Origin of the sequence: Citrobacter sp. Cs237, from assembly GCF_030332325.1 — a bacterium.
Lineage (GTDB): Bacteria > Pseudomonadota > Gammaproteobacteria > Enterobacterales > Enterobacteriaceae > Citrobacter_A > Citrobacter_A sedlakii.
Map to the genome: position 1 here is coordinate 630,957 of NZ_JAOWIB010000106.1, position 12,645 is coordinate 643,601.

Annotated in this window: 11 protein-coding genes and 1 riboswitch; of the genes, 5 read left to right on the forward strand and 6 right to left on the reverse strand. The window is 54.2% G+C overall.

The features are described 5' to 3' along the window. Positions 1–28: 28 nt before the first annotated feature. Positions 29–153: riboswitch (TPP riboswitch) on the reverse strand. A gap of 33 nt (positions 154–186) precedes the next feature. Then, positions 187–1,842 carry an HTH-type transcriptional regulator SgrR gene (sgrR, locus tag OGY07_RS16385; protein ID WP_286601734.1) on the reverse strand — a complete coding sequence of 552 codons (1,656 nt, stop codon included), beginning with the start codon at positions 1,840–1,842 and terminating at the stop codon, positions 187–189. 93 nt (positions 1,843–1,935) lie between these two features. Here sgrR and sgrT point away from each other — a divergent pair, with 93 nt between their 5' ends. Together sgrT and OGY07_RS16395 are read left to right on the forward strand one after the other, a co-directional pair. Then, positions 1,936–2,049 carry a glucose uptake inhibitor SgrT gene (gene sgrT, locus OGY07_RS16390; protein WP_042290093.1) on the forward strand — a complete coding sequence of 38 codons (114 nt, stop codon included), beginning with the start codon at positions 1,936–1,938 and terminating at the stop codon, positions 2,047–2,049. A 117-nt stretch (positions 2,050–2,166) separates the two neighbouring features. Next, positions 2,167–3,345: a sugar efflux transporter gene (locus OGY07_RS16395; RefSeq protein WP_042290091.1), complete on the forward strand. Its 1,179-nt coding sequence runs from the start codon at positions 2,167–2,169 to the stop codon at positions 3,343–3,345. A gap of 88 nt (positions 3,346–3,433) precedes the next feature. Here OGY07_RS16395 and leuD read toward each other — a convergent pair whose 3' ends face one another. The 5 genes from leuD to leuL all read right to left on the reverse strand — a co-directional run bounded on the left by leuD (position 3,434) and on the right by leuL (position 8,292). Then, the gene (gene leuD / locus OGY07_RS16400) at positions 3,434–4,039 is read right to left on the reverse strand and encodes a 3-isopropylmalate dehydratase small subunit (RefSeq protein WP_286601738.1); all 606 of its coding nucleotides are present in this window, start codon (positions 4,037–4,039) and stop codon (positions 3,434–3,436) included. A 10-nt stretch (positions 4,040–4,049) separates the two neighbouring features. Then, on the reverse strand, positions 4,050–5,450 hold the full coding sequence (gene leuC / locus OGY07_RS16405) for a 3-isopropylmalate dehydratase large subunit (protein WP_286601740.1): 1,401 nt from the start codon (positions 5,448–5,450) through the stop codon (positions 4,050–4,052). A 2-nt stretch (positions 5,451–5,452) separates the two neighbouring features. Further along, positions 5,453–6,544, reverse strand: a complete 1,092-nt coding sequence (leuB, locus tag OGY07_RS16410) for a 3-isopropylmalate dehydrogenase (RefSeq protein ID WP_286601742.1) — start codon at positions 6,542–6,544, stop codon at positions 5,453–5,455. Continuing rightward, a complete protein-coding gene (gene leuA, locus OGY07_RS16415; protein WP_181821984.1) occupies positions 6,544–8,115 on the reverse strand; it encodes a 2-isopropylmalate synthase in 1,572 nt (523 codons plus the stop codon). Before leuA ends, leuB begins: the two co-directional genes overlap by 1 nt. 90 nt (positions 8,116–8,205) lie before the next feature. Continuing rightward, positions 8,206–8,292: a leu operon leader peptide gene (gene leuL, locus OGY07_RS16420; protein ID WP_042290080.1), complete on the reverse strand. Its 87-nt coding sequence runs from the start codon at positions 8,290–8,292 to the stop codon at positions 8,206–8,208. 656 nt (positions 8,293–8,948) lie between these two features. Here leuL and leuO point away from each other — a divergent pair. The 3 genes from leuO to ilvN all read left to right on the forward strand — a co-directional run bounded on the left by leuO (position 8,949) and on the right by ilvN (position 12,445). Then, positions 8,949–9,899 carry a transcriptional regulator LeuO gene (gene leuO / locus OGY07_RS16425; RefSeq protein ID WP_211934768.1) on the forward strand — a complete coding sequence of 317 codons (951 nt, stop codon included), beginning with the start codon at positions 8,949–8,951 and terminating at the stop codon, positions 9,897–9,899. 327 nt (positions 9,900–10,226) lie between these two features. Then, on the forward strand, positions 10,227–11,951 hold the full coding sequence (gene ilvI, locus OGY07_RS16430) for an acetolactate synthase 3 large subunit (RefSeq protein WP_060570735.1): 1,725 nt from the start codon (positions 10,227–10,229) through the stop codon (positions 11,949–11,951). 2 nt (positions 11,952–11,953) lie between these two features. Further along, positions 11,954–12,445 (forward strand): acetolactate synthase small subunit, encoded by a 492-nt coding sequence (gene ilvN, locus OGY07_RS16435; RefSeq protein WP_042290075.1) that lies wholly within the window; start codon positions 11,954–11,956, stop codon positions 12,443–12,445. Positions 12,446–12,645: the final 200 nt, after the last annotated feature.

The window sequence follows — 12,645 nt, forward strand, 5'->3', positions numbered from 1 at the left end:
CACCTCAATAGATGGGTGGCAAAGGATTTTGAGCGGTAGCCTCAAATCCCTTCGCCGGCGTTATCCGGATCAGGTTCGACGGGTATTTTCTCAGCCTGTACACCTCATCCTGAATGACGTTGTGTATGTTTATCAGCACCCCGTTGAGAACGCCGTTAGTGTAATGATTTTGTTGCTATGCAGCAATCACGGGTCTGGTGGCGCAAACCATGCCGATTTAAAGTCGAACCAGCCAAGCGTGTTCATACGTAAACCGCGCATGCTGCGCTGTCCCTGGATGATCAGCCAGTGGTGAATCAACGGGACGATCGCTTTACTGGCTAACAGTTGCTGACACCAGGCCGCCAGGTTCATCTCACCGGTGCGCCAACGGGCGGCGTCCGCCTCCCAGTCCAGCGGAATGCAGTGCTGCAACAGCGGAACTTCACAGAGATACGCGAACAGCGAAAAGTCGAGTGGAAGGGTGAAGTTGGCGCTGTTCAGCCAGATATCGCTTTCAATGTCTCCGGTGTGCCACTGATCGTAGTCGATCTCCTGTATATTCAGCTTTACCTGATGTTCCGCCAGCAGTTGGCTCATGATCTGCGCAATGACCCGGTGTTCGATATGATCGTGGTAATAGGTCAGGGTGAGGGACTCCAGCCCGGCAGGTTTTTCGCCGTGGCCCGGACGGGCATGATGCCAGCGAGGTAGCAGGCCATAAGCGGGAAACCAGTGGCGCTGATAGTGCTCGTCGGCATAGTAGAGCAGATTACTCGGCGACAGGACGCGACTGATCCACCCCCGGACCTCCTGATTTGCGCCACGGTGGGTGCGGGCGTCAAACAGCAGGTAATAGCAGCCTTCTTCCAGCCGGCTTTCAATGGCCTTTTCATCGTTAGTGGGGCCTTCCAGCGTCAGCGCGCCGGTCGGTTCATCGCCGATATCCGGCAGCACCCAGACGTTAACTTCATCGATTAGCGCCCGATAGCCAAAGAAATCATCAAAAGCATGAATTTTTAACTGATTACGCGTGTTGCGCATTACCGCATAGGGGCCGGTGCCAATAGGATGACTGGCGAAATGGTTCAGCGTTTCCCATTCGCGCGGCAGGATCATCGCGGGCACCTGCGCCAGCAGTAAGGGAAGCCAGCGGTCAGGCTGCGACAGGTGAATATCCAGCGTCCATGGCGTTGGCGAATTGATGCGGGAAATGTGCGAGTACAGTGGCAAGGTGTTAATTCGTATGAGCGAAGCGATCACGTCGTCCATTTCCAGTTCGCGACCGTGGTGAAAATGAATGCCCGGACGCAGAAAAAAACGCCAGTGTAACGGGGAAATTTGCTGCCAGTGATGCGCAATATCGGCTTCCAGTTCCCCATTTTCCTCATTTACCCGGGTTAAGGCGCTAAAGATTTGACGGGCGATATGCGTTTCTGAGCGCCGCAGCGCCGTACCCGGCAGCAGGTTTTGCAAAGGACGATAATACAGGACGCGCAGGATGTGACGCCCCTGGCGGAAGCTGCGTCCAAGATGTGACACCAGCATCTGGCGAACGGCGGTTTTGTCGCCCACCAGTTGCACCAGTTGATCGATCCGATCCTGTTCAAGCAGATCTTCCGCGCGCTGCTGCTGGAGGGCAAGTCCGGTGTAGAGGAACGTCAGACGAGAGCGTTTGCCACGGCCCACTTCCGCTTCCCACGTCAGCCAGCCGCGCGACTGCATCGTGTTCAGCAGGGTGCGCATATGGCGACGCGAGCAGTTCAACAGTTCCGCCAGCTCGTTGAGCGTGGTGTCCTGGGTTTTGCCGTCGCAGCATTGCCACAAACGGATAAATTGTTGTTGCAGACGACCAGAAGACATAAAAGGGGAACTCCAGCGAAAAACTCAGCAATTTTATTATCCCTATATTAGGCCAATAATGAATCCCGATGAAGCACGATGAAGGGGTCAACAATGCGCCAGTTCTATCTGAAGTATTTTTCCGCGACAGAAAAGTTGTCCTGGTTGGCTTGCCTGAGCGCACCGCAGCGCTTAAAGATGCTGGAAGAACTGATGCAGTGGGAGTGACATCGCGACCCCGGATTGGCAGACATCATGTGTGACTGAGTATTGGTGTTATTCACCCCGCCAGCAGGTATTATCTGCTGGCTTTTTTCGTTTCCGCTGCGCGCTAAGGAAAGGTTTATGCTCTGGATCATGACGATGGGACGACGTCTCAACGGTGTTTATGCGGCATTTATGCTGGTCGCCTTTATGATGGGCATCGCGGGCGCGCTACAGGCGCCGACGTTGAGCCTTTTCCTGAGCCGTGAAGTGGGGGCGCAGCCGTTCTGGGTGGGGCTGTTTTACACCGTCAACGCCATCGCCGGGATTGGCGTCAGTCTCGCGCTGGCAAAGCGCTCCGACAGCCAGGGCGACCGGCGCAGACTGATTCTGTTTTGTTGCCTGATGGCCATTGGCAACGCCCTGTTGTTTGCTTTTAACCGTCATTACCTGACGCTGATCACCTGCGGCGTATTGCTGGCGTCGCTGGCGAATACCGCGATGCCGCAGCTGTTTGCGTTGGCGCGGGAATACGCCGACAGTTCGGCGCGGGAAGTGGTGATGTTCAGTTCGGTGATGCGTGCGCAGCTTTCCCTGGCCTGGGTGATCGGCCCGCCGCTGGCGTTTATGCTGGCGCTTAACTACGGCTTTACGGTGATGTTTTCTATTGCTGCCGGAATTTTTGCGCTGAGCTTTGTCCTGATCGCCTTTATGCTGCCATCGGTGGCGCGGGTTGAACAACCGGCCGATGTACCTGTCACCCGGGTTAGCGGCTGGCAGGACAACAACGTTCGCATGCTGTTTATCGCCTCCACGCTAATGTGGACCTGCAACACCATGTACATCATTGATATGCCGCTATGGATCAGCGCTGAGCTGGGGTTGCCGGATAAGCTTGCCGGGATCCTGATGGGGACCGCGGCAGGGCTGGAAATTCCCGCGATGATCCTCGCTGGTTTTTATGTCAAACGCTTTGGCAAGCGCCGGATGATGGTGACTGCAGTAGCGGCGGGCGTGCTGTTTTATCTCGGTCTGATTGTCTTTCACAGCCACGCGGCGCTATTGATTCTCCAGGTGTTCAACGCGGTGTTCATCGGGATCGTCGCCGGAATTGGGATGCTCTGGTTTCAGGATCTGATGCCGGGCAGGGCGGGGTCGGCGACGACGCTCTTCACCAACAGCATCTCAACCGGCGTGATCCTCGCGGGAGTGATTCAGGGGGCGGTGGCGCAGAGCGTCGGGCATTATGCCGTTTACTGGGTGATTGCGGCGATCTCTGTGGTAACGCTGTATATGACCAGCCAGGTGAAGGATGTCTGAGGAGAGAGTATCCGGCCCACAGGAAGGGCGTTTGTGGGCCGGATAGCGCGAAGCCGCTGTGAACTAAAAGCGTATCGCAGGAGGACAATCAGCGCATAAACACGGGCTGCTTGTCTTCGTAAGCGGCGATAGCCGTCTCGTGCTGTAACGTCAGACCGATGCTGTCCAGACCGTTCAGCATGCAGTGACGGCGGAAGGCATCAAGAGTAAAGCTGTAGCGCTTTTCGCCCGCCTTAACGACCTGCGCTTCCAGATCCACCTCAAAATAAATCCCCGGATTCGCCTGCACCAGTGTGAACAGCTCATCGACCTCTTCATCGCTCAGCTTCACCGGCAGCAGCTGGTTGTTAAAGCTGTTGCCGTAAAAGATATCGGCGAAGCTCGGTGCGATCACCACTTTGAAGCCATAGTCGGTCAGCGCCCAGGGGGCGTGTTCACGGGATGAACCGCAGCCGAAGTTTTCCCGCGCCAGCAGAATAGACGCGCCCTGATATTCCGGGAAGTTGAGCACAAACGCCGGATTCGGCTGCTCGCCTTTGTCATCGAGAAAGCGCCAGTCGTTAAACAGGTGCGCGCCAAAACCGGTGCGGGTAACCTTCTGTAAGAACTGTTTAGGAATGATGGCGTCGGTATCGACGTTGGCGGCATCCAGGGGGACAACCAGGCCGGTATGTTGGGTAAATTTCTCTGCCATGGTGGTCTCCTTATTTAATGCTGCGAATGTCGGCGAAATGGCCGGTGACGGCGGCAGCGGCGGCCATTGCCGGGCTGACCAGATGGGTACGTCCGCCGCGGCCCTGACGGCCTTCAAAGTTACGGTTGCTGGTTGAGGCGCAGCGCTCGCCCGGATTCAGACGGTCATTGTTCATCGCCAGACACATTGAGCAGCCCGGTAAACGCCACTCAAAGCCCGCTTCAATGAAGATCTTATCCAGACCTTCCGCTTCCGCCTGCGCTTTTACCGGACCGGACCCTGGCACCACCAGCGCCTGAACGCCTGGCGCCACTTTCCGTCCTTTCGCCACTTCCGCGGCGGCGCGTAAATCTTCAATACGTGAATTGGTACAGGAGCCGATAAATACTTTATCGATCTCTACTTCCGTTAACGGCACGCCAGGCTTCAGCCCCATATAGGCCAACGCCTTTTCTGCGCTTGCCCGCTCAACCGGATCGGCGAAAGAAGCCGGATCGGGGATCATGTCGGTTACCGACATCACCTGGCCCGGATTGGTGCCCCAGGTGACCTGTGGCGCAATCTCTTCAGCCTGTAAGGTGATAACTGTATCGAAGCGGGCGTCCGGATCGGTTTGCAGCGTTTTCCAGTACGCAACCGCATCATTAAAATCCTTGCCTTTCGGGGCGTGCAAACGGCCTTTCACATAGTTGAAGGTGGTTTCATCCGGGGCGACCAAACCCGCTTTCGCGCCCATCTCAATCGCCATGTTGCACAAGGTCATACGGCCTTCCATGCTCAGGGCGCGGATCGCGTCGCCGCAGAACTCCACGACGTGGCCGGTGCCGCCTGCGCTGCCAGTTTTACCGATAATCGCCAGCACGATGTCTTTCGCCGTGATACCCGGCGCCGCGCGGCCCTTGACCTCAATCTTCATGGTTTTCGCGCGCCCCTGCTTCAGGGTCTGCGTCGCCAGTACGTGTTCAACTTCCGAGGTGCCGATGCCGAACGCCAGCGCGCCAAACGCGCCGTGCGTGGCGGTATGGGAGTCGCCGCAGACGATGGTCATGCCCGGTAAGGTAACGCCCTGTTCCGGCCCCATCACGTGAACGATGCCCTGATACGGGTGATTCAGATCGTACAGCTCAACGCCGAACTCGTTGCAGTTTTTGATCAGTTCCTGCATCTGGATACGGGCCATTTCACCGGAGGCGTTGATGTCTTTCGTCTGCGTCGAGACGTTATGGTCCATCGTCGCGAAGGTTTTACCCGGTTGACGAACCGGACGACCATGCGCGCGCAGGCCATCGAACGCCTGCGGGGAGGTTACTTCATGCACCAGATGGCGGTCGATGTATAACAGCGGGGTTTCGTTTTGCGCCTCGTACACCACGTGCGCATCAAATAATTTTTCGTATAACGTTTTAGCCATGATTACACCCCTTCCGCGACATAGCGTGCAATGATGTCGCCCATCTCATCGGTACCAACGGCAGCGGCGCCACGGGCTAAATCGCCGGTGCGGATGCCTTCTTCTAATGCGCGGTTGATAGCGCGTTCAATGGCGGTTGCCGCCTCATCCGCATCCAGGCTGTAGCGCAGCAGCAGCGCCAGCGACAAAATCTGCGCGATAGGGTTCGCGATATTTTTTCCGGCGATATCCGGCGCGGAGCCGCCTGCTGGCTCATACAGACCAAAGCCCTGCTCGTTCAGGCTGGCGGACGGCAACATTCCCATGGAGCCGGTGATCATTGCGCACTCGTCAGACAGGATGTCGCCAAACAGGTTGGAACACAGCAATACGTCGAACTGAGACGGGTCTTTAATCAACTGCATGGTGGCGTTATCAATATACATGTGCGCCAACTCAACGTCCGGATACGCTTTAGCGACGTCGTTGACGATTTCGCGCCACAAAATAGACGTTTGCAGGACGTTGGCTTTGTCAACAGACGTTACCTTACGGCGGCGCTTGCGGGCGGATTCAAAGGCGATGCGCGCAATACGCTCAATTTCAAAACGGTGATACACCTCGGTATCGAACGCTTTTTCATGCTGACCGCTACCTTCGCGGCCTTTCGGCTGGCCGAAGTAAATGCCGCCAGTCAGTTCACGTACGCACAGGATGTCAAAGCCATTTGCCGTGATGTCGGCGCGCAGAGGACAGAACGCTTCCAGCCCCTGATACAGTTTCGCCGGACGCAGATTGCTGAATAATTTGAAGTGTTTACGCAACGGCAGCAGGGCGCCGCGCTCCGGCTGTTGATCTGGCGGCAAATGTTCCCATTTTGGGCCACCCACGGAGCCGAACAACACGGCGTCGGCCTGCTCGCAGCCTTCTACGGTCGCTTTTGGCAGCGGTTGACCGTGATTATCAATGGCGGCTCCGCCGACATCGTAGTGGCTGGTGGTAATACGCATATCAAACCGGCCGCGAACCGCTTCCAGGACTTTCAGGGCTTGCGCCATCACTTCCGGGCCAATTCCATCACCCGGCAAAACAGCAATATGGTAATTCTTCGACATCACACGGTTTCCTTGTTGTTCTCGTTGTTCTGAGCTTTGCGTTGCAATTCTTTTTCGACTTCAGCGGCGCGCCAGATGTTATTCAGTACGTGCACCATCGCCTTGGCGGAGGATTCTACGATGTCTGTCGCCAGACCGACGCCATGGAAGCGGCGACCGTTATAGTGAGCGACGATATCCACCTGGCCCAGCGCGTCTTTACCGTGTCCTTTAGCGGACAGGCCGTATTTCACCAGTTCAATGTGGTAATCGGTAATACGGTTGATCGCCTGGTAAATGGCGTCGACCGGGCCGTTACCGTTTGCCGCTTCAGCTTTTACAGTATTACCGCAAGCCAGTTTCACCGAGGCGGTCGCGATATCGTTTGAGCCAGACTGCACGCTGAAGTAGTCCAGGCGGAAATGTTCAGGTTCTTCCTGCTGTTTATTGATGAATGCCAGCGCTTCCAGGTCGTAATCGAATACCTGGCCTTTTTTATCCGCCAGTTTCAGGAACGCGTCGTACAGATCGTCCAGGCTGTACTCGCTTTCTTTATAACCCATCTCATCCATGCGGTGTTTTACCGCCGCGCGTCCGGAACGGGACGTCAGGTTCAACTGCACCTGATTCAGGCCGATCGATTCCGGCGTCATGATTTCGTAGTTTTCACGATTTTTCAGTACGCCGTCCTGGTGAATACCGGAGGAGTGGGCGAAGGCGCCGCTACCGACAATCGCTTTGTTCGCCGGGATGGGCATATTGCAGATTTGACTGACCAACTGGCTGGTGCGCCAGATCTCCTGATGATTAATGCGGGTGTGGACGTTCAGAATATCCTTGCGCACTTTGATCGCCATGATCACTTCTTCCAAAGAGCAGTTGCCGGCGCGTTCACCAATGCCGTTCATTGCGCCTTCCACCTGGCGAGCGCCCGCATGCACGGCGGCCAGCGCGTTGCCAACCCCTAAACCTAAATCGTCGTGTGTATGGACGGAGATAATGGCTTTATCGATATTGGGCACGCGTTCATACAGACCGGAAATAATGTTGGCAAACTCGAAGGGCATGGTATAGCCAACGGTGTCGGGAATATTGATGGTTCTGGCGCCTGCGTTGATGGCGGCTTCCACCACCCGCGCCAGATCGGCGACAGGCGTACGGCCCGCGTCTTCACAGGAGAACTCAACGTCGTCGGTGTAATTACGTGCGCGTTTCACCATGTACACCGCGCGTTCGATCACCTCATCCAGCGTACTGCGCAGCTTGGTGGCGATATGCATTGGCGAGGTGGCGATAAAGGTATGAATCCGGAAGGCCTCGGCCACTTTCAGCGACTCTGCCGCAACGTCGATGTCCTTTTCCACACAGCGGGCTAAGGCGCAAACCCGACTGTTCTTCACCTGGCGGGCGATGGTCTGCACAGACTCAAAGTCGCCTGGTGAGGAAACCGGAAAGCCAACTTCCATTACGTCTACGCCCATGCGCTCGAGGGCCAGCGCAATTTGCAGTTTTTCTTTCACACTCAGGCTTGCCTGTAACGCCTGTTCTCCGTCGCGTAAAGTGGTATCGAAAATAATGACTTGCTGGCTCATGGTTTAGGTCCTTGGTCTTGAGGGCGCCTTGCTTCGAGCATAAAAAAACCCGCGCAACGGCGCGGGTTTTTTTTCTAACTGGATGCTGACTTAATGCTGAATGCCGCTCACCAGTCTACCGCGCAACGAAAATGCGTTTAGTAGTAGTAGACCGTTAAAGCGGGCAATACGTATCATTAAGTTTAACTCCAGGCGAATGCGATATGCTTTTAGTGGTACTGGATACCGCTGCTGATGTCAACCCCGTTTGCCAAAAAGGCCGCCACGGCGAGAAGAAATCTCACCCGTTGCTTTAGCTAATTGTGCTGAACTTTTGCCCCTCTTCTGGAATAAACGCGTAGCGCGCGTACATAATTTTCATCTTTTGTCATACTTAAGCATATTTTTTTTCAATTAGTGAGAGAAATACGGGATGTGCACCGTTCGAAAAAGATTGGTTATCTCTATGATTTTTAGGCTGTTATAACGACAATGAATAAATTAACATTTACTGAAAACCGTTTATTGATAAGCTAATGTTAAGAATTAACGACAGAGTAATATAAACATTTAATTAATACTTAAAGTATTATTCATAAAACACATGATTGTTTATTTGTCTGGCTTATGTTTATATTGCACGCGTCATTAAAACTTATTGATTCGTCGTGTCGTGAAGGATGCCACATCGCGCCTGCGCTGTTTATTCGTGTTTTGTTTTTGCATCTTTATGTTTTCCTAATTTTTATCCGTACCCTTTTTCTTATTTTATATGCATGGTAAATCATATTTTCTGAGATTATTTCTCTGCATTCCGGCTGGAAAAGGGAGTAAGCGTGACAGTGGAGTTAAGTATGCCAGAAGTAAAAAATGATAAACCTCATACACCTCTTATAGAGATGGAAAAGCCGCAGCTTCGTATGGTTGATCTTAATCTGTTGACAGTCTTCGATGCGGTGATGCAGGAACAAAATATTACGCGCGCCGCTCATGCCCTTGGGATGTCGCAGCCCGCGGTAAGCAACGCGGTTGCGCGTCTGAAAGTGATGTTCAACGACGAACTGTTTGTGCGCTATGGCCGTGGGATCCAACCGACCGCACGCGCCTTCCAGCTTTTTGGCGCGGTTCGCCAGGCGTTGCAATTAGTGCAAAATGAATTACCGGGTTCCGGTTTCGAACCGGCCAGCAGTGAACGCGTGTTTAATCTTTGCGTCTGCAGCCCGCTGGACAATGTGCTTACCTCCCTGATTTATAATCGTGTTGAGCAGATTGCGCCGAATATTCATGTCGTTTTCAAATCTTCATTAAATCAAAATACAGAGCATCAATTACGTTATCAGGAAACCGAATTCGTTATTAGTTATGAGGAATTCCGTCGCCCTGAATTTACCAGTATCCCTCTGTTTAAAGATGAAATGGTTCTCGTCGCCAGCCGTAAGCACCCGCGTATTAGCGGTCCATTACTGGAAAGCGATGTTTATAATGAACAGCATGCCGTTGTGTCTCTGGACCGTTTTGCCTCGTTCAGCCAGCCTTGGTATGACACTGCGGATAAACAATCCTGCATTGCCTATCAGGGAATGGCATTAATTAGCGTGCTTAATGTGGTTTCGCAGACTCAGTTAGTGGCGATTGCGCCGCGCTGGCTGGCGGATGAGTTTGCTGATTCGCTGGATCTGCAAGTGCTGCCGCTGCCGTTAAAACTCAATAGTCGAACCTGTTATCTCTCCTGGCATGAAGCGGCAGGCCGGGACAAGGGCCATCAATGGATGGAAGAACTGCTGGCGTCTGTTTGCAAGCGCTAAGCGTAGGCAAAATAAACCGGGTGTAGACATCCGGTTTATTCTTTTTATTTCATTCTTTGTGAAATTATATGCTGAATTGATTGGCGCGCGCGGTGGCATATCGATCAAAAAATTGATGATTCTCTGCAAGCCTTCCGGTTTAAGCGATTATTCATTAACGAAAGAATCATATTTGGTGTAATTTCCCGTTTCTTTGGCGCTTTCGTTTCGTTTGTTCTTATTTCCCTTCTGTCAGAAAACCGATAGTGAATTGCCTGCGCAGTAACGAGCGGTTAATGTGTTTTGTACTTAATAACACGCGTTATTCGTCATTCAGTGAGGCAGGCCATGGAGATGTTGTCTGGAGCCGAGATGGTCGTCCGATCGCTCATCGATCAGGGCGTTAAGCAGGTATTCGGTTATCCCGGGGGCGCAGTCCTCGATATTTATGATGCATTGCATACGGTTGGCGGCATCGATCACGTGCTGGTCCGCCATGAACAGGCTGCTGTGCATATGGCTGATGGCCTGGCGCGGGCGACGGGAGAAGTGGGAGTCGTACTGGTGACCTCAGGTCCGGGCGCCACCAATGCCATTACCGGCATCGCCACGGCCTATATGGATTCCATTCCGTTGGTCATTCTTTCCGGCCAGGTGGCGACCTCGCTAATCGGCTACGACGCCTTCCAGGAGTGCGACATGGTGGGGATCTCCCGCCCGGTAGTGAAGCACAGCTTTTTGGTTAAGCAGACAGAAGATATCCCTCAGGTGCTGAAAAAAGCCTTCTGGCTGGCAGCGAGCGGCCGACCAGGGCCAGTGGTGGTCGACTTACCCAAAGACATTCTCAATCCGGCAAATAAACTGCCGTATAGCTGGCCTGATTCGGTCAGTATGCGTTCTTATAACCCCACCACCGGCGGCCATAAGGGACAGATCAAACGCGCGCTGCAAACGCTCGTCGCGGCGAAAAAACCGGTGGTGTATGTCGGCGGCGGGGCGGTGACGGCGGGCTGCTATGCGCCGCTTCGTCAGGCTGTCGAAACACTCAATCTGCCGGTCGTTTCCTCATTAATGGGGCTGGGCGCTTTCCCGGCGACCCATCGTCAGGCGCTGGGGATGCTCGGCATGCATGGCACTTACGAAGCCAACATGACGATGCATAATGCCGATGTGATTTTTGCCGTTGGCGTCCGTTTCGACGATCGCACCACCAATAATCTGGCGAAATATTGCCCGAATGCAACGGTATTGCACATCGATATCGACCCGACGTCTATCTCCAAGACGGTGACGGCAGACATTCCTATCGTGGGGGATGCGCGTCTGGTGCTGGAGCAGATGCTGGAACTCCTGCCTCAGGAAACCGCGCAACAACCGCTGGATGATATTCGTGACTGGTGGCAGCAGATTGAGCGCTGGCGCGCCCGCCAGTGCCTGAAATATGATACCCACAGCGAAAGCATCAAGCCGCAGGCGGTCATTGAGGCTATCTGGCGTCTGACCCGTGGCGATGCGTTCGTCACTTCTGATGTCGGACAACACCAGATGTTCGCCGCCCTGTATTATCCTTTCGACAAACCGCGTCGCTGGATCAATTCTGGCGGCCTCGGCACGATGGGCTTTGGACTGCCAGCCGCGCTGGGCGTAAAAATGGCGCTGCCGGACGAAACGGTCGTGTGCGTTACCGGCGACGGCAGTATCCAGATGAATATCCAGGAACTGTCGACCGCGCTTCAGTATGAACTTCCGGTGCTGGTGCTCAACCTGAATAACCGCTATCTGGGAATGGTGAAACAGTGGCAGGACATGATTTACTCCGGTCGCCATTCTCAGTCTTATATGCAGTCGCTACCCGATTTTGTCCGTCTGGCGGAAGCCTACGGGCATGTCGGAATTCGGATTTCCCGTCCTGAAGAGCTGGAGGACACGCTAAGCGAGGCGCTGGCCCAGGTGCAGAGCGGCCGTCTGGTGTTTGTCGACGTTAACGTCGATGGCAGCGAGCACGTTTATCCGATGCAGATTCGCGGCGGCGGGATGGACGAAATGTGGTTAAGCAAAACGGAGAGAACCTGATTATGCGCCGGATATTATCAGTACTGCTGGAAAACGAGTCCGGCGCGCTGTCGCGCGTTATTGGCCTCTTTGCCCAGCGCGGATACAACATTGAAAGCCTGACCGTTGCGCCAACGGACGATCCTACGCTTTCCCGCATGACCATCCAGACGGTAGGCGATGAAAAAGTGCTGGAGCAGATCGAAAAACAACTGCACAAGCTGGTCGATGTCCTGCGGGTGAGTGAACTGGGGCAGGGGGCGCACGTTGAACGGGAAATTATGTTGGTGAAGCTTCAGGCCAGCGGCTATGGCCGGGAGGAAGTGAAGCGCAACACGGAAATCTTCCGCGGACAGATTATTGACGTCACGCCCACCCTTTACACAGTGCAACTGGCAGGAACCAGCGATAAGCTGGACGCGTTTCTGGCGACGCTGCGCGAAGTGGCTAAAATTGTCGAGGTGGCCCGCTCCGGCGTCGTGGGGTTGTCGCGCGGCGATAAAATCATGCGCTAACGCCTGGGTGGAAGCGTGACGTTAACGTTTAACCGCTCTACCTTTATTCTTGATCCGCAAGCCCAACGGTTAAAGTTGGGCTTTTTTTTGCGAAATCAGCGGAAACCCGGAACAAAAGCGGTTGCCGCAGTCATTATTCTGCGCTTGAATGTTAATGAAACTAATCCATGCCGTTACAATGGTTATGGTTTGTACTTTTT

Coding starts and splice junctions, on each gene's coding strand:
- sgrR (WP_286601734.1), bottom strand. CDS start 1,842: ATGTCTTCTGGTCGTCTGCAACAACAATTTATCCGTTTGTGGCAATGC.
- sgrT (WP_042290093.1), top strand. CDS start 1,936: ATGCGCCAGTTCTATCTGAAGTATTTTTCCGCGACAGAAAAGTTGTCC.
- OGY07_RS16395 (WP_042290091.1), top strand. CDS start 2,167: ATGCTCTGGATCATGACGATGGGACGACGTCTCAACGGTGTTTATGCG.
- leuD (WP_286601738.1), bottom strand. CDS start 4,039: ATGGCAGAGAAATTTACCCAACATACCGGCCTGGTTGTCCCCCTGGAT.
- leuC (WP_286601740.1), bottom strand. CDS start 5,450: ATGGCTAAAACGTTATACGAAAAATTATTTGATGCGCACGTGGTGTAC.
- leuB (WP_286601742.1), bottom strand. CDS start 6,544: ATGTCGAAGAATTACCATATTGCTGTTTTGCCGGGTGATGGAATTGGC.
- leuA (WP_181821984.1), bottom strand. CDS start 8,115: ATGAGCCAGCAAGTCATTATTTTCGATACCACTTTACGCGACGGAGAA.
- leuL (WP_042290080.1), bottom strand. CDS start 8,292: ATGATACGTATTGCCCGCTTTAACGGTCTACTACTACTAAACGCATTT.
- leuO (WP_211934768.1), top strand. CDS start 8,949: ATGCCAGAAGTAAAAAATGATAAACCTCATACACCTCTTATAGAGATG.
- ilvI (WP_060570735.1), top strand. CDS start 10,227: ATGGAGATGTTGTCTGGAGCCGAGATGGTCGTCCGATCGCTCATCGAT.
- ilvN (WP_042290075.1), top strand. CDS start 11,954: ATGCGCCGGATATTATCAGTACTGCTGGAAAACGAGTCCGGCGCGCTG.